Genomic DNA, 15,070 nt, shown 5'->3' with positions numbered 1-15,070 from the left:
GCCGTGCGCTCCGGACGCTGCGCAAGCTCCGGACGCTCCCGAGGTCACCACCGTTGCGTGGCGCGTGGCCGGAGGGGGGAGGAGGGAGGGGCGGCCGGGTCAGACCGTCCAGGTGCGGAGTTCGTCGGCGATGGCGCGGACGTCGGTGGTGCCGTCCTTGACCATGCGGGCCAGATCGCGGACCTGCTCCGGTGAGGTGGCGACCTTCAGGCCGCTGGCGACGAGGAAGCCGTAGGCGACGGCGGTCGCGAACATGGCGTTTGAGCGCTCCAACGCCGGCACGTGGAGCAGCAGTTGGAGCAGGGCGGCGGCGCGGTCCTGGGGCTCGGGGTAGACGGGGACGCCGAATATCTCCGCTTCGTGGCGGCCGACCGCGGCCATCAGGGCGCCCCAGTCGGTGACCTGTGGGTCTCCGGGCGTGTGTTGTTCGGCGATCAGCAGGAGCCAGGCGAGATCGATGCGCAGTGTCACGTTGTGCCCGGCTGTCCTTCCCGGTGGTGGGCGTCCCCCTGGTCGGGGGCGGGGCGGAGGCGGTCCGGGCCCGGGTCGAGGCCGAACTCCTCGGCGAAGACCCGCTCGTACTGCTTCATGAAGTCCGCGGCGGCCTCGACGAAGGTCTGGCCGACTTCGCCGGCGTCCTTGAGGACGAGTTCCTCGATGTAGCGGTTCACGCTGACTCCCCGCTGGAGGGCGCGCTCCCGCGCCGCTTCGGCGGTGGCTTCGTCCACCCGGACGTTCAACTGGGTTTTCGCCACCCCTCCACGCTAGCGCGGATCCGCTAGCACCGGCAAGGGTCGTCGTCGGTGTGCCGGGCGGTGCCGTCCGGGGCTGCGGCGGACTCCCCCGGCCAGTGCCGCACCCCGCGCAGCACCTCCAGGAACGCCCGTTCCGCGGGGGACAGCAGCCGGTCCCGGCGACGCACGAGGCTGATCGGGCGGGGCTGCGGGGCCGGGGTGACGGGCAGCGCGACGAGGGTGCCGGCGCGCAGTTCGTCGACGACGGCGTGTTCGGAGATCAGGGCCAGGCCCATGCCGGCCGCGACGCGCTGCTTGACCGCCTCGGGGCCCCAGATGTCGGCGCGCGCGGTGGCGCCCAACCCCCAGTCGGCCAGCACGCGTTCCTGGAGCGCGCGGGTCTGCGAGCCCGGTTCGCGGAGCAGGAAGCGGGTGCTGGTGGCGGCCAGGTCGTCCGGGGTGACGGTGGCGCGGTCGGTCAGCGGGTGGTCGGGGGCGGCGATCAGGACGAGGCGTTCGTCGAGGACGGACTCCACGACCAGGCGGTCGCCGAGCGGGGTGCCGGCCACCACCGCGATGCCGATGTCGCCGCCGAGCAGCCGTTCCTGGACGGCCTCGTAGTTGCCGACGAAGACGTCGCAGTCGATGGCGGGGTGGCGCTGCTGGTAGCGGGCGAGGAGGGCGGGCAGCAGGTAGGTGCCGACGGTCGTCGAGCCGCCGACCAGGAGGCGCCCGGTGACCAGGCCGCTGACCTGCTGGACGGCGGCCACCGCCTCCTCGGCGAGCAGGAAGACCCGCTTGCCGTACGCGGTGAGCACCTCGCCCTCGGCGGTGGGTCGGGCGCGGGTGCCGGAGCGGTCGATGAGGGTGACCCGGAGGGACTGTTCGAGCCGGCGCACCTGGTTGGAGACCGAGGGCTGGCTCATGTAGAGCTTCTGGGCCGCGGCGGAGAAGCCCTGGTGCTCGACCACCTGCATGAAGATCCACAGTCGGTGGAGGTTGAGTTCCACGGCCCTCCCTCGGTCCTCCGCGCACGGCGCGTCGGGCGCCGTGGGGAAGCGCCATGATCGAATACTCAGCCGACCCTAGCGGGGGAAGCCCGCCGTGGACAGGGGCGCCGGGCACCGGCCGGGCCAAAGGCGCCGGGCCCGGGCCATCGGGGCGACCGGCGCGGTCCACCCGCCGCGCCGCCGCCGGGCGGCCGGCGCACGTACCGCACGATGTGATCCGCCGGGCCGGCCGGACCGGCCGGCCGTCCCGCCCCAGGAGGAGCGCCGCCGTGTCCGTCCCCGCCCCCGTCCCGCATCTGCGGCGCAGTCTGCGCCGGTTCGACATCATGGCGATGGGCGTCGCCGCGGTGGTCTCGTTCGACGTGATCGGGCAGATCGCGGCGGGCGGCGGGCAGGCGGTCGTGTGGATCGCGGTGCTCGCGGTGGTGTTCCTGCTGCCGTACGCCCTGCTGTTCGCCGAGACCGGCGCCGCCTTCCCGCAGGAGGGCGGCCCGTACGTGTGGGTGGAGGTGGCGTTCGGGCGGCTGCCGGCCGTGCTGACGACGATGTTCTACTGGGTCACCAATCCGGTGTGGCTCGGCGGTTCGCTGGCGTTCCTGGCCGCCCAGGCGTGGAACGGCTTCGTCTTCCCGCTCGGTTCCGGGACCGTCGCCGACTACGCCTTCAAGCTGGTCTTCATCTGGGCCGCCATCCTCACCGCGGTGATCTCGCTGCGCCGCGGCAAGTGGATCACCACGGCGGGTGCCGCGGTCAAGGTCCTGGCGCTGGCCTTCTTCACCGCCACGGCGGTGGCCTACGGCGTCCAGCACGGCTTCCGCGGGCTGGCGGAGGCGCACTTCGCGCCCACCGCCGCCGGGTTCCTGGCGTTGGTGCCGGTGCTGCTCTTCGCCTACGTCGGCTTCGAGGCGCCCAATGCGGCGGGGGACGAGATGCTCGATCCGCAGCACGACGTGCCGGTGGCGATCGGGGTGTCCGGCGCCATCGCCGCCGGCTGCTACCTGCTGCCGGTGGCGGCGATCCTGTCGGCCGCGCCGCCGGGCCGGGTCACCGGGATCGGCGGCTTCATGGACGCCGCGGAACTGGTCTTCGGGGTCTACGGGAGTTGGCGCGAGCCGCTGTTGACCGGCGTGGCGGTGCTGTTCGCGGTGGCGCTGCTGACCCAGGGCAGCGCCTGGATGATCGTCGCCGACCGGATGCAGGCGATGGCGGCGGCCGACGGTGGTTTCTTCACCCGGGCGTTGGGGGCCTTCCATCCGCGGCTGGGCACCCCGGTACGGATGAACCTGCTCTCCGGTGTGACCGCCACCGCCTTCATGGTCGCCGCCATGCACCTGGTGCACGGTGACGCCGCGGCCGCCTTCGGCGCGGTGCTGTCCGTGGCGATCACCACCCTGCTGCTGTCATACCTCGCGGTGATCCCCGCGCTGTTGGCGCTCCGGCTGCGGCACCGCGAGGTGCCCCGGCCCTACGAGGTCCCGTTCGGCACCCGGGGCTTCACGGTGGCAGCGCTGCTGGTCTACGCCTGGATCCTGCTCGGCTCATGGGTGGCGCTGTTCCCCGGCACCCTGGAAGCGGCGGTCGGGATCCCGTACCGCTTCCGGGCGGAGTGGGGCGTCTCCCGGCTCACCTTCGAGACGTTCACCCTGGGCACCGTCGGGCTCCTGCTGGCGGTCTCGGTCGCGGGGTACGTGACCCAGCGCATGCGCGCACAGCCCGGCGACGATCAGCGCCAAGCCGGTCCAACCTGATAGCGCGGGCGCCGCGACGCCGGTCAGCAGCGCCTCGCCGAGCAGGGTGAACGGCACCTCGGCGGCCTGGGTCGCCTCGACCGCGCCGAGTGCGGCGGGGTGGTGCCGCACCCGGTCGGTGGCGCGGAAGAAGAGGGTGGTGGCCACCACGCCGGAGAGCAGCGCGACGATCAGCGACTGCGTCAACTGGCCGCCGGACGGCGGGCCTTGGGTGGCCGCGGCGGTGCCGGCCAGCACCAGCCAGAGTGGGAGCGACCCCAGCGTCATGGCGAGCGTCCGCTGCACCCCGTCCAGACCGTCGAGGCCGAGCAGCCGGCGGTTGCCGAGGGGGTAGGCGACGGCGGCGACGAGGACCGGCAGCACCACCCGCAGCGCGTCCGCGGCCGTGACGCCGCCGGCGTGCCCGAACTGGGTGAGGACGACGCCCACCACGATGAGCACGGAGACGCCGAGGGTGCGCAGCGGGACCCGGCCGCCGCCCGCCGCGCCGAGGGCGATGCCGGCGACGATCACCAGCTGCCAGGTGGCGGCCACCAGCCACCCGGCGCCGTGCTCCCCGGCCCAGGTCAGCGGCGCGTAGAAGAGCCCGAAGCCGATCGTCGACCAGAGCAGCCAGACTGCCGGTCGGGTGCGCAGGCTGCGCAGCACGGCGGGGAGCCCGCCGCGCACCGCGACCAGGGCGAGCAGCGGGACGGTCATGAGCAGGTAGCGCAGGCTCGCGCTCCACATCCAGGAGCCGCCGGCCACGCTCATCATGCGGTTGAGCACGAAGGTGGTGGCGAAGCAGGCGGCGGCGAGGACGCCGAGGCCCATGGGGAGGACGACGCCGCTCCGTGCGCCGCGGGCGGATATCGGCACGGTTCTCCCTTCCGTAACAGCGTTACAGGACATCGTTCGAGCGAGCTGACCTGCGGTTTCCCGATTCGAGGGGATCGGATCCGGGGATTGATATCTGAAATGTTAGTGGGCTGGAGTCCGGTGCCGGAGGCCGGGTCCGGACGCTTAGGATCGGGGGGTGACCGCACTGGAACCGGTGCCGAGAAGGCTGCTGCGCGACAAGGCGTACGACGCGTTGTTGGAAGCGATCGTCTCCGGCGAACTGCCGCCCGGACAGAAGCTCCACGACGGCGAACTGGCCGAGCGGTTGGGCCTCTCCCGCGCCCCCGTACGGCAGGCGCTGGCCCGCCTCACCGCCGAGCGGCTGGTGGTGTCCAAACCGCAGAGCTACACCCGGGTCGCCCCGGTCGTGGCCCAGGAGATCCGGGACGCGCTCGCCGTCGTACAAGCCATGCACGCACTCGCGGTCCGCACCGCGGTCCCCCGCCTGACCGGGGAGGACCTGGCGCGGATGCGGGCGGCCAACGCCGCCTTCGTCCGGGCCCTGGACGCCGAGGACCCCGCCGCCGCGGTCGCCGCCGACGACGCCCTACACGCCGTGCCGATCGAGGCGTGCGGCAACGAGGCGCTGGCCGAGACCGTGCGCCGGTACACCCCGTTGCTGCGGCGGCTGGAGCGCCGTCGCTTCTCCAGCACCGCGGCGCGCGCCTCCGCCGCCCGCCACGACGCCCTGATCGACGCCTGCGCGGCCGGCGACACCGGGACCGCGGTGACGCTGTCCGGCGAGATCTGGGGCGGTCTCGACGCGGAGGCCGCCGCCGAGGAGGAGGCGGCGGGCGCGGGCGCCGGGCAGGACGGGGCGCGGGCCGGGACCGCCCGGCGGTGACCGGCGGCGCGGTGCGCGGGGCTATGGCGCGCGGCGCGCGGGTCGCGGTGATCACCGCCAAGGACAAGTTGCGCCGCCTGCTGGGCCACGGTCTGGTCAACGGCATCCGCTTGTCCGCCGAGCAGGCCGACCGCGCCACCGAGGCGGAACACGGCATCGACAAGGTGCTGGAGCGCACCGACCGGGAACTGCCGCCGGTCTACAGCGCCGAGCTGAGCGAACTAGTGCTGGCCGCGGGCGTGGACGTACTGGAACGGGAGCGGCCGGACCTGATGTACCTGTCGCTGAGCGACTACGTCCAGCACAAGCACGCCCCCGGTGCGCCGGTCGCAAACGACTTCTACGCCATGCTCGACGGCTACTTCGCGCGGCTGGACGCGCTCGGCGCGGTGCTGGTGGTCACCGCCGACCACGGGATCGCGGCGCCGCGGCTGTCCACCACCGACGGCGAATGGCGGGCCGACCGGATCGTGGTGTGCAGCGGCAACGACTTCGCCACCCGCTATCCGGAGGTGTTCCGGGAGAGCGGGCTGGTGCGCTGCAAGCTCCAGATGCTGCGGACGGGGACGCAGCCGGACGGCTGGCAGCTCGGGCCGATGCTGTGCGGCGGGCTGACCCTGCTGCACTTTGCAGCGTTCGAGGACTGCACGACCCGCGCGGCGCTGGACGCCCGGATGCGCGCGGAGCTGCCGTTCCACCGGGAGCACGGCATCCACGTGCTGCTGTCCCAGACCGCGGACGGCCGGCTGACGATCGGCGACAGCCATGCGTACGCGGCCACCCACGACCCGTTCGCCAGTGAGGAGATCAACCAGGCGATCCTCGGCTCGCTGCGGGAGTTCGCGCGGATCCCGGACCCTCGGATCACCGAGCGCTGGACCGGCTGTTACCCGTCGCTGCGGGACGGCCGCACCGAGTTGGTGGCCGAGCCGGAGCCCGGGGTAACGGTGGTCAACGGCGTGGGGGGCGCCGGGATAACGCTGTCGTTCGGGCTGGCGGAGGAGGTGCTGGGGCGCGCCGGCGGTGTGGATGGCGGTGCCCACGGCGAGCGAGACGGTGAAGCTGATGCCGGCGACCCGGGGGTCCGCGACCAGGGCCGCGCCGGCTGCCGCGTCCCCCTGGACGAGGTTGAGCACGCAGTCGGGGCCCCCGGCCCGCTGTGCCGCGTCGGTCAACAGTGCGGCGGTCAGCGGGGTCAGCTGGGAGGGTTTCAGTACGGCGGTGCAGCCGGAGAGCAGGGCCGGGGCGACCTTCCAGACCGGGATGGCGAGCGGGAAGTTCCAGGGCGAGACGAGTCCGACGACGCCCAGGGGGCGGCGGAAGGTGTAGGCGAAGGTGCGGTCCTCCTCGGCGGGCGCGGTGACCCCGCCGAGGAGCCGGGCCTGGCCGGCGGTGAACTCCAGCACCGCGCGGGCGCGCGCCACCTCGGCCCGCGCCTCGGCCCGCAGCTTGCCCTGTTCGCGGGTGATGGCGGCGGTGAACTCCTCCTCCCGGTAGGCGAGTTGGCGGCCGAGAGCGGTGAGGTGGGCGGCCCGCCGGATGGGGCCCAGCGGCCGTCGTTGAAGTTCAGCAGATGGTGCGCTGACACGGGTTGCCGCTGCGGAACGTCCGTCATGTCCTGCCCCTTCGTCGCACGTCTGGTTGCCGCCAGGCTGGCCCAGGGCGCGGCCGGGCACCATCCACGGCTTGCGAATGCGGCCGATAGCCGGTTCCTATCGGGGCGCCGGCGGGGCACAGCGCCGTTCGAGCGAGCCGAATCGTTCTTCCTGCCGCCGTTCGAGCGAGCCCCGGAATGGGCCCGGACCGGCTCGGGCAGCGGTCGGGCTACCGGTACGGGGCCGGCCGGCCCCGTCCTTGTGCACGGAGGAGGCCCATGCCCATCGAAGAGACTCCCGACGCCTGGCACCCGGCGGCCGTCACGGTCGAACTCGGTACGTTCCAGGTGGAAACGGTCCGCTCGGTGTCCGGCCCGGCGTTCGACACCGCACCGCCCGGCGGGGACCCGCTCCCCGACGGGGTGGGGCGGCCCGGCGAGGTCACCATCGTGCGCGGCCCCGACCAGAGCGCCGCCTTCACCGACTGGCTCATCAGATGCCTGGCCGAGCGGGGCTCCGACCGGTCCCGGCAGGCGGTGACGGTGGTCCACTACGCCGCCGACCGCACCCCGCTGCGCCGCTACCACCTCGCCGGCGCCCTCCCGACCGCATGGGAGACCCCGGCGGACGGGACGGGCGACGAAACCGCCGAGGAATCGGTGACCCTGGCGTACGAGGAACTGACCGTCTCGGCCTGACCGGGCCGCCGGCTCCCGACCCGGGAGTCCCGGTGCCGCCCGCCGCGGGCCGGGACTCCCTCGCGTACACCGTCGAACCGATCGTGGTTGCATACCCGTTGCCGGTCATCCACGTCCGCGGTGACCACGTCTCCAGGGGGCCTCATGCCACGTCCGTTCCGCTTCGGCGTCACCATGCTCACCCTCGACACCGGTACGGCCTGGCGCGAGAAGTGCCGCCGCGCCGAGGAGTTGGGCTATGACGTCGTACTCGTCCCGGACCACCTGGGGTGGCCGTCGCCGTTCCCCGCGCTGGTGGCCGCGGCGGAGGCGACCGAGCGCCCACGGGTGGGCACCTTCGTCCTGAACGCCGGCTTCTGGAACCCTGCCCTGCTGGCCCGCGAGGTGGCCACCACCGACGCCCTCACCGGCGGACGACTGGAGCTGGGCCTGGGCACCGGGTACGTCCAGGCCGAACACGACGCGGCCGGGCTCCCCTTCGGGACCCCCGGTCGGCGGGTGGACCACCTGGAGCGCACGATCACGGAGCTGGACCGGCTGCTCGGCGACCCCGAGCACCTGCCGAAGGCCGTGCAGCGGCCCCGCCCGCCGCTGCTGATCGGCGGCAACGGCCCGCGGATGCTGCGGCTGGCGGCGCGGCACGCGGACATCGCGGCGTTCACCGGCGCGCGGCAGGCACCGGGCAAGCCGGAGGGCACGCTGGAGCTGCTGCCGGCCGAGAAGGTGGCCGCGTCGGTGGCCGCGTACCAGGACTACGCCGCGGACCGCGCGGAGCCGGCCGAGCTGAACATCCTCGTCCAGCAGGTGTTGGTGACCGACGACCGGCGGGCCGCCGCCCGGGAGTTCGCCGCGCGCGGCGTCGGGGTGGACGAGGACCAGGCGCTGGAGGTGCCGACGGTGCTGATCGGTACGCCGGCGCAGATGGCCGAACAGCTACGGGAACGCCGGGAGCGGTACGGCTTCTCGTACGTCACCGTCCTGGATCCGTTCCTGGAGGCGTTCGCACCGGTCGTCGAGGAGCTCAAGGGCAGCTGACCGCAAGGCTGGCCGCCGGTCCGCAGCGCGAAACGGGATCGACAGGGCTCCGGGCCCGGTGATGGGATCCGACCATGACTGATCTCCACATCCGGGCCGGGGGCCCGGCCGATCTCGACGCCGTCCTGGGCTTCTGGAAGATGGCCGCGGAGGGCACCAGCATCAGCGACGACGCCGACGGCGTGGCGCGCCTGGTGGCCCGCGACCCGCAGGCACTGCTGCTGGCCGAGCACGACGGGGAGCTGGTGGGCACGGTAATCGCCGGGTTCGACGGCTGGCGGTGCCATCTGTACCGGCTGGCGGTCCATCCCGACCACCGCCGGCGCGGGATCGGCGGTGCCCTGCTGGCGGCGGCCGAGGAGCGGTTCCGCGCGCTCGGCGGGCGGCGGGGCGACGCGATGGTGCTGGACCGCAACGCCTCGGCGCACCATGCGTGGCGGGCGGCCGGGTACGCGCCGGAGCCGCAGTGGAGCCGCTGGGTCAAACCGCTGGACGCCTGAGTGCCGCAGCGGCCACGAGGAGCCCGTCCCCGCACCAGGGGGCGGGCTCCGCCGCTTCCCCTCCCCCTGCCACGCCACTCCCCGGCCCACGAACTTTGCCGACCCTTTACCATGGACGTCCGGGAGTGCCGACTCCCGGAACTCCTTCCCCTACGAAAGGTGTGTGAGCGTCCAGCCATGGACGAGCCTCCTAGTTGTCGTTGTCGTGCGCCCCGTCGACGGGGCGCGAACCTCCCGAACGTGTCCGACCATGGGACGGAGGTGAACCGATGACCGACCTGCTCCTACTGGCCGTGGCGCTCCTGCTGACCCTGGCCTGCGGCGTCTTCGTCGCGGCAGAGTTCTCGCTGACGACGGTCGAGCGCGGCGACCTGGAGCGCGCCGCCGCCCGCGGCGAGCGCGGCGCGGACAGCGCCCTCAAGGCGGTCCGCGGCCTGACCTTCCAGCTGTCCGGCGCCCAACTCGGCATCACCGTGACGGGCCTGATCATCGGCATGCTCTCCAAGCCGGCCATCGCGACCCTGCTGGACGGTCCGCTGACCGCGATCGGGCTGCCACGGTCCGCCGCGGACTCGGTGGCGCTGGTCCTGGGGACCGCGATCTCCACCGTCGTCCTGATGGTCATCGGCGAGCTGGTCCCCAAGAACTGGGCGATCTCCAGCCCGCTGGCCGTCGCCAAGCGCGTCGCCACCGCCCAGCGCGGATTCAGCGCCGCCTTCAAACCGCTGATCACCCATCTGAACAACACCGCCAACCGGACCGTGCGCCGGCTGGGCCTGGAGCCGGCCGAGGAGCTGGCGTCGGCCCGCGGCCCGCAGGAGTTGGTGGCGCTGGCCCGGCACTCCGCGAAGGAGGGCGCTCTGGAGGCCGATACCGCCGAGCTGTTCGTTCGGACGCTCAACCTCGCCGATCTGACCGCGGAGAACGTGATGACCCCGCGGGTGCAGGTGGTGGCCCTGGAGGTGCAGTCCACCGCCGAGGACGTCGCCAACGCGACCCGGGCCACCGGACTGTCCCGCTTCCCGGTCTACCGCGGCAACCTCGACAGCGTCGTCGGTGTGGCGCACATCAAGGACGTGCTGGCCGTTCCGGCCCATCTGCGGCCCCGTCGTCCGGTCTCCGAGCTGCTGCGCGAACCGCTGCTGGTTCCCGAGACGCTGACCGTGGACCGGCTGCTGGACCGCCTGTCCGGCCGGCGGACGATGGCCGTGGTCATCGACGAGTACGGCGGCACGGCCGGGGTCGCCACGCTGGAGGACATCGTCGAGGAGGTGGTCGGCGAGGTCCGCGACGAACACGACCCGCTGGAGATCCCGGACCTGGCCCCGGCCGGCACCGACGCGGCCGGGCGGGCGGTCTACCAGGCCGACGGCGCGGCCCGCGCCGATCAGCTGGCGCGGATCGGACTGCGGCTGCCGGACGGCCCGTACGAGACCCTGGCCGGGCTGATCGCCACCGAACTGGGGCGGATCCCGGAGGGCGGCGACAGCGTGGAGGTGGCGGGCTGGACGATGGACGTGCTCGACGCCTCCGGCCACCGTGCGGCGCGGGTGCTGCTGCACGCCCCGCCGGCCGGCACCCCGGACGCCCAGGAGGTCGGCCGATGACCGCGCTCCAGCTGTTCGTGGGTCTGCTGACACTGGTCGTCAACGCCTTCTTCGTGGGCGCCGAGTTCGCGCTGATCTCGGTGCGCCGCAGCCAGATCGAACCGCACGTGGAGGCCGGGAACCGCCGGGCGAGCAGCGTACTGTGGGGTCTGCAGCACGTTTCGGCGCTGCTGGCCGCGGCGCAGCTGGGCATCACGTTGTGCACGCTGGTGCTGGGTGCGGTCGCCGAACCTGCCATCGCGCACCTCCTTGAGCCGGTGTTCGACGCGGTGTCGATCCCGGCCGCGCTGATCCACCCGATCTCGTTCGTGATCGCGCTGGCCGTGGCGACCTATCTGCACATGCTCTTCGGCGAGATGGTCCCGAAGAACGTGGCGCTGGCCGAGCCGGTCCGCACCGCGCTGCTGCTCGGCCCGCCGCTGGTGGCGCTGACCCGGGCGCTGCGCCCGGTGATCTTCGCCATCAACACGCTGGCCAACGGCCTGCTCGCGTTGCTGCGGGTGGAGACCCGGGACGAGGTGGCGGCCACCTTCTCGGATGCCCAGCTGGCCCAACTGGTCGAGGACTCGCGGGCCGCCGGGCTGCTCGACGAGCGGGCCCAGGAGCGGCTCCGGGACGCCCTGGAGCTGGGCCGCCGCCCGGTGCGCGATGTGGTGCTCCCGGTGGGCGAGGTGGTCTCGGCGCGGATGGGGACCACCCCGGAGGAGCTGGAGCACCTGGCCGCCGAGTCCGGGTTCTCACGGTTCCCGGTCGTCGACGACACCCGGCGCATCCTCGGCTACCTGCACGTCAAGGACGCGTTGGACGCCGCCCCGCGGACCGCGCCGTTCCCGGTGTCGGCGCTGCGCCCGATCGCCCGGGTCCGGGCGGCGACCCCGATGGACGACGTGCTGACCGCGATGCGCGGCTCGCGTACGCACCTGGCCGCGGTGATCGGTGACGACGGCCGGCTGGCCGGACTGGTGACGATGGAGGACGTCCTGCGGGAGCTGGTGCTGCAACAGCCCACGGCCTGATCTTCGCGCCCGCCGGGGGCCAGTGGCGACCTCGTGTCGCCGGCCCCCGGTGGCACCCCACGCAAACCCCTCACTGACCGATCGGTTAGATTGCTAACCGATCGGTCAGTCGCGTGTGTGCAACACCGCGGCGACCCGGTCACGCATCCGTACGCGCACGCAATGAGGGGGCAACACCATGGACCGCACGACATGCTGCGTGGTGGGCGGCGGCCCGGCCGGCATGATGCTCGGGCTCCTGCTGGCCAGGGCCGGCGTCGAGGTGACCGTCCTGGAGAAGCACGGGGACTTCCTGCGCGACTTCCGCGGCGACACCGTCCACCCGTCCACCCTGAACCTGCTGGACGACCTCGGCCTCGGCGAGGAGTTCGCCCGGCTGCCGTTCCCGAAGCTGGAGGAGATGCGCACGCAGATCGACGGCACCACCGTGGTGCTGGCCGACATGCGGCGCATCCCCGGCCGGCACAAGTACTTCGCCATGGTCCCGCAGTGGGACTTCCTCAACCTGATCGCCCGCGCGGCCGCCGAGGAGCCCTCGTTCACCCTGCGCATGCGCACCCGGGCCACCGGGCTGCGCACCGAGGGCGGCCGGGTGACCGGAGTGCGCTACGTCGACGAGCACGGCGAGCCCGGGGAACTGGCCGCTGACCTGACCGTCGCCTGCGACGGCCGGGACTCCGCGATCCGCGCGGCGGCCGGGATGCGGCAGCGGTACTTCGACGTCCCGATGGACGTCTGGCAGATCCGGGTGGACGCACCGTCCGACGCCCTCAAGGGCGGCCGGGTCTTCGGACGGTTCGGCGGCGGCCAGGCCGCGGTCACCATGGACCGCGGCACGTACTTCCAGACCTCCTACCTGATCGGCAAGGGCCAGGACGCCGCCATGCGCCGCCACGACATCCAGTGGCTGCGGGACCGGCTGGGCGCGCTGTTCGGCTGGGACGACGAGGTCACCGGCACCATCGGCTCCTGGGACGACGTCAAACTGCTGGAGGTCACGTTCGGGCGGCTGCGGCGCTGGCACCGGCCCGGCCTGCTGTGCCTGGGCGACGCCGCGCACACCATGTCGCCGGTCGGCGGGGTCGGCGTCAATCTCGCCCTCCAGGACGCGGTGGCCGCCGCCCGGCTCCTGGCCGCCCCCCTGCGCCGCGGCACCGTCGGCAGCGATGACCTGGCCCGGGTGCAGCGGCGGCGGGAGTGGCCGATGGCGGTGGTCCAGAAGTCGCAGGAGGGCGAGCACGCCATGATCCGGTCCGCACTCGACGGCACGCTGCGCGGGGACCGACTGCCGGTGCCGATGAGGCTGCTGCGGCGGGTGCCGGCGCTACGGACCGTCACCGGCTACCTCGGCGGCATCGGCATCCGGCCCGAGCCGACCCCGGACTTCGCCAAGGTCAGTCCCGGCGCGCCACGGCGTTGAGGGTGAAGGTCTCCAACTCGGCGGCGGCGGCGTCCAGATCGAGGTCCGGGTGGGCCAGCCAGTGCCCGATCACCCCGTCGATCGCGCCGCCGATCGCCAGCGCCACCGTACGCGGGTCGAACTCCCGCAGCACACCCGCCTGCTGACCCTCCGCCAAGAGACCGGCGAGGGCCTGCCAGCGGTCGTAGGTGTCGTGCGACCCGGGCGCCTTCAGGCGGGTGCCGCCGTCGTCGTCGAGCAGCATTTCGGTGATCACCCGGACCTGGCGGCGATTGTCCCCCTGGTAGCCGATCATCGCGTGGACATAGGCGACGACGGCGGCCAACAGGTCCGGGGCCCGCTCCACCCGTTCCCGGACGTAGCCGCCGAACTGCTCCATCACCTGGGCCAGCGCGGCGCGGGTGAGGTTGTCCTTCGAGGAGAAGTGGTAGAGCACCGCGGCCTTGGAGACCCCGGCCCGCTCGGCGATCGCGGACAGCGAGGTGGCCGGGTAGCCGCGGGTGGAGATCAGGTCGATGGTGCAGTCGATCAGCTGCTGCCGACGAGCCCGTTCGGTGAACGTCGCCGCCTCGGGATCCGCGCTCCGCCGAGGACTCATCCCACGCCCACCTCTGTCTTTCCGTACCTCTGGGTGGCCCGCACTCCGGCCGCTGTCGACCGTACACCGCGGGATAGGATCACCGCGCCATGGAGACGAATGTGCCCTACACCAGTTTCGTCGCGGTCGGCGACAGCTTCACCGAAGGCATGTCGGACGGCCTCCCGGACGGCTCCTACCGGGGCTGGGCGGACCTGCTCGCCGCCCGGCTCGCGGCCCTCGCGCAGCAGTCGGCCGGGGAGCACCCGACCACGGCGGACCCGCCCGGCTTCCGGTACGCCAACCTCGCCGTGCGCGGCAAGCTCATCGACCAGATCGCCGACGAGCAGTGCGGCCCGGCCGCCTCCATGGGCGCGGACCTGGTGACGCTGGTCGGCGGGCTCAACGACGTACTGCGCCCCAAGTGCGATGTGGCGCAGGTGTGCGCACGCCTCACGGACTGCGCGGAACTCCTGGCGCGCGGCGGCGGACAGTTGGTGCTGATGCGCAGCCCGGGCCGCCGCGGGCCGGTGCTGGAGCGGTTCCGGCCGCGGATGGAGCAGCTCTTCGCGCGGATCGACGAACTGGCCGCCCGGCACGGCGCCTTGGTCGTGGACCTCTACGCCTCCCAGGCGCTGGCCGACCCGCGGATGTGGGCCGAGGACCGGCTGCACCTGAACGCCGAGGGGCACCGCCGGGTCGCCGAGGCGGTCTGGCAGGCCCTGGGGCTGCCCGCCGCCTCGGACTGGGACGCACCGCTGCCGCCCGCGGCCCCGCCCGGCTGGGCGGCCCGGCGCACCGCCGACCTGCGGTTCGCCCGCGAGCACCTGGTGCCGTGGATCGGCCGCCGGCTCACCGGACGCTCCTCGGGGGACGGCCGGACGGGCGCCCAGTTCAGCGCCGACCTGGGCAAAGCCTTCTGGATAAGCCCTGCGGACCCCGCCGAACCCGGCCTGGTGACCGACTGGCGAGCGGTGGGGGTGTGATCCTCGGCCCGCCCCGGCTGCGGTCCCCCGCGCCGGGAAGGTCGGGCCGCCGGGTGCCCTACCCGAGGAGCCTGTGCACCTTCTTGACACCGAGGTAGCCGAGGTAACCGAAGAAGCCGACGAAGACGATCAGCACGAGGATCACCTCCCACGGCTTCATCCAGTGGCGGGAGCCGCTGTTCGTGCCGGTGTGACGGTGCCAGCTGGAGCTCGCGCGACCGCGGGAGGACCCTCCCCTGCTGACGCCGCCGCCGAAACTGCCGTGACTGCCGCTGCCCCCGCTCCGCCCGGACTCCGCGTACGAGACCGGGCGGTCCGAGGGCGCCGCATGGGCGACCGCGGTCAGCGCGACCCCGCACAGGGCACCGAGCAGGAGGAGAAGCGTGGTTGCCAAACGCATGAGGCAGCCCCCTGGTTGACA

At 73.3% G+C, this 15,070-nt stretch carries 15 protein-coding genes and 1 pseudogene; 9 read left to right on the top strand and 7 right to left on the bottom strand.

The genetic code is table 11. The annotated features are described in order from the left end of the window. Positions 1-99: 99 nt before the first annotated feature. From ACO0M4_RS12875 to ACO0M4_RS12865, 3 genes are read right to left on the bottom strand one after another with little or no spacing between them, the layout of a single operon-like run. Positions 100-471 (bottom strand): fic family toxin-antitoxin system, toxin component, encoded by a 372-nt coding sequence (locus tag ACO0M4_RS12875; RefSeq protein ID WP_390023946.1) that lies wholly within the window; start codon positions 469-471, stop codon positions 100-102. After that, positions 468-755 (bottom strand): hypothetical protein, encoded by a 288-nt coding sequence (locus ACO0M4_RS12870; protein ID WP_430370055.1) that lies wholly within the window; start codon positions 753-755, stop codon positions 468-470. The genes ACO0M4_RS12875 and ACO0M4_RS12870 overlap by 4 nt, the downstream gene beginning before the upstream one ends. Before the next feature lie 23 nt (positions 756-778). Continuing rightward, the gene (locus tag ACO0M4_RS12865) at positions 779-1,744 is read right to left on the bottom strand and encodes a LysR family transcriptional regulator (RefSeq protein ID WP_430370053.1); all 966 of its coding nucleotides are present in this window, start codon (positions 1,742-1,744) and stop codon (positions 779-781) included. A 269-nt stretch (positions 1,745-2,013) separates the two neighbouring features. On the opposite strand from ACO0M4_RS12865, the gene ACO0M4_RS12860 reads away from it, so the two are divergent. Then, complete coding sequence (locus ACO0M4_RS12860; protein ID WP_430370052.1) at positions 2,014-3,492, top strand: APC family permease; 1,479 nt, start codon at positions 2,014-2,016, stop codon at positions 3,490-3,492. 12 nt (positions 3,493-3,504) lie between these two features. Here ACO0M4_RS12860 and ACO0M4_RS12855 read toward each other — a convergent pair. Then, positions 3,505-4,191, bottom strand: a pseudogene (locus ACO0M4_RS12855) (multidrug resistance efflux transporter family protein); the annotation flags it as partial. A 316-nt stretch (positions 4,192-4,507) separates the two neighbouring features. Here ACO0M4_RS12855 and ACO0M4_RS12850 point away from each other — a divergent pair. Then, the gene (locus ACO0M4_RS12850; RefSeq protein ID WP_430370051.1) at positions 4,508-5,215 is read left to right on the top strand and encodes a GntR family transcriptional regulator; all 708 of its coding nucleotides are present in this window, start codon (positions 4,508-4,510) and stop codon (positions 5,213-5,215) included. Positions 5,216-5,436: 221 nt separating this feature from the next. Here ACO0M4_RS12850 and ACO0M4_RS12845 read toward each other — a convergent pair whose 3' ends face one another. Beyond that, complete coding sequence (locus ACO0M4_RS12845) at positions 5,437-6,894, bottom strand: aldehyde dehydrogenase family protein (protein WP_430370050.1); 1,458 nt, start codon at positions 6,892-6,894, stop codon at positions 5,437-5,439. Positions 6,895-7,088: 194 nt separating this feature from the next. On the opposite strand from ACO0M4_RS12845, the gene ACO0M4_RS12840 reads away from it, so the two are divergent. The 6 genes from ACO0M4_RS12840 to ACO0M4_RS12815 all read left to right on the top strand — a co-directional run bounded on the left by ACO0M4_RS12840 (position 7,089) and on the right by ACO0M4_RS12815 (position 13,086). Beyond that, complete coding sequence (locus tag ACO0M4_RS12840) at positions 7,089-7,508, top strand: phage tail protein (RefSeq protein ID WP_430370049.1); 420 nt, start codon at positions 7,089-7,091, stop codon at positions 7,506-7,508. 144 nt (positions 7,509-7,652) lie between these two features. Further along, positions 7,653-8,543: an LLM class F420-dependent oxidoreductase gene (locus ACO0M4_RS12835; RefSeq protein WP_430370048.1), complete on the top strand. Its 891-nt coding sequence runs from the start codon at positions 7,653-7,655 to the stop codon at positions 8,541-8,543. Positions 8,544-8,617: 74 nt separating this feature from the next. Then, on the top strand, positions 8,618-9,043 hold the full coding sequence (locus ACO0M4_RS12830) for a GNAT family N-acetyltransferase (protein ID WP_430370047.1): 426 nt from the start codon (positions 8,618-8,620) through the stop codon (positions 9,041-9,043). Positions 9,044-9,312: 269 nt separating this feature from the next. Next, complete coding sequence (locus tag ACO0M4_RS12825) at positions 9,313-10,650, top strand: hemolysin family protein (protein WP_430370046.1); 1,338 nt, start codon at positions 9,313-9,315, stop codon at positions 10,648-10,650. Then, complete coding sequence (locus tag ACO0M4_RS12820) at positions 10,647-11,666, top strand: hemolysin family protein (RefSeq protein WP_430370045.1); 1,020 nt, start codon at positions 10,647-10,649, stop codon at positions 11,664-11,666. Before ACO0M4_RS12825 ends, ACO0M4_RS12820 begins: the two co-directional genes overlap by 4 nt. Before the next feature lie 178 nt (positions 11,667-11,844). Further along, positions 11,845-13,086 carry an FAD-dependent oxidoreductase gene (locus tag ACO0M4_RS12815; RefSeq protein WP_430370044.1) on the top strand — a complete coding sequence of 414 codons (1,242 nt, stop codon included), beginning with the start codon at positions 11,845-11,847 and terminating at the stop codon, positions 13,084-13,086. Here the strand turns inward: ACO0M4_RS12815 and ACO0M4_RS12810 are convergent. Next, the gene (locus ACO0M4_RS12810; RefSeq protein WP_430370043.1) at positions 13,061-13,684 is read right to left on the bottom strand and encodes a TetR/AcrR family transcriptional regulator; all 624 of its coding nucleotides are present in this window, start codon (positions 13,682-13,684) and stop codon (positions 13,061-13,063) included. The two genes, ACO0M4_RS12815 and ACO0M4_RS12810, sit on opposite strands and share 26 nt — an antisense overlap. Positions 13,685-13,773: 89 nt before the next feature. Between ACO0M4_RS12810 and ACO0M4_RS12805 the strand changes: the two genes are divergently transcribed. Continuing rightward, complete coding sequence (locus ACO0M4_RS12805; RefSeq protein ID WP_430370042.1) at positions 13,774-14,649, top strand: SGNH/GDSL hydrolase family protein; 876 nt, start codon at positions 13,774-13,776, stop codon at positions 14,647-14,649. 58 nt (positions 14,650-14,707) lie between these two features. Here the strand turns inward: ACO0M4_RS12805 and ACO0M4_RS12800 are convergent, their stop codons facing one another. Next, positions 14,708-15,043, bottom strand: a complete 336-nt coding sequence (locus ACO0M4_RS12800; protein ID WP_430370040.1) for a hypothetical protein — start codon at positions 15,041-15,043, stop codon at positions 14,708-14,710. Between the last annotated feature and the right edge of the window lie 27 nt (positions 15,044-15,070).

This window comes from Streptomyces sp. RGM 3693, assembly GCF_050471125.1.
Taxonomy (GTDB): Bacteria; Actinomycetota; Actinomycetes; order Streptomycetales; family Streptomycetaceae; genus Streptomyces.
Note: the sequence above shows the minus strand (reverse complement) of the source record. Positions and strands in the feature narration are given on the sequence as shown.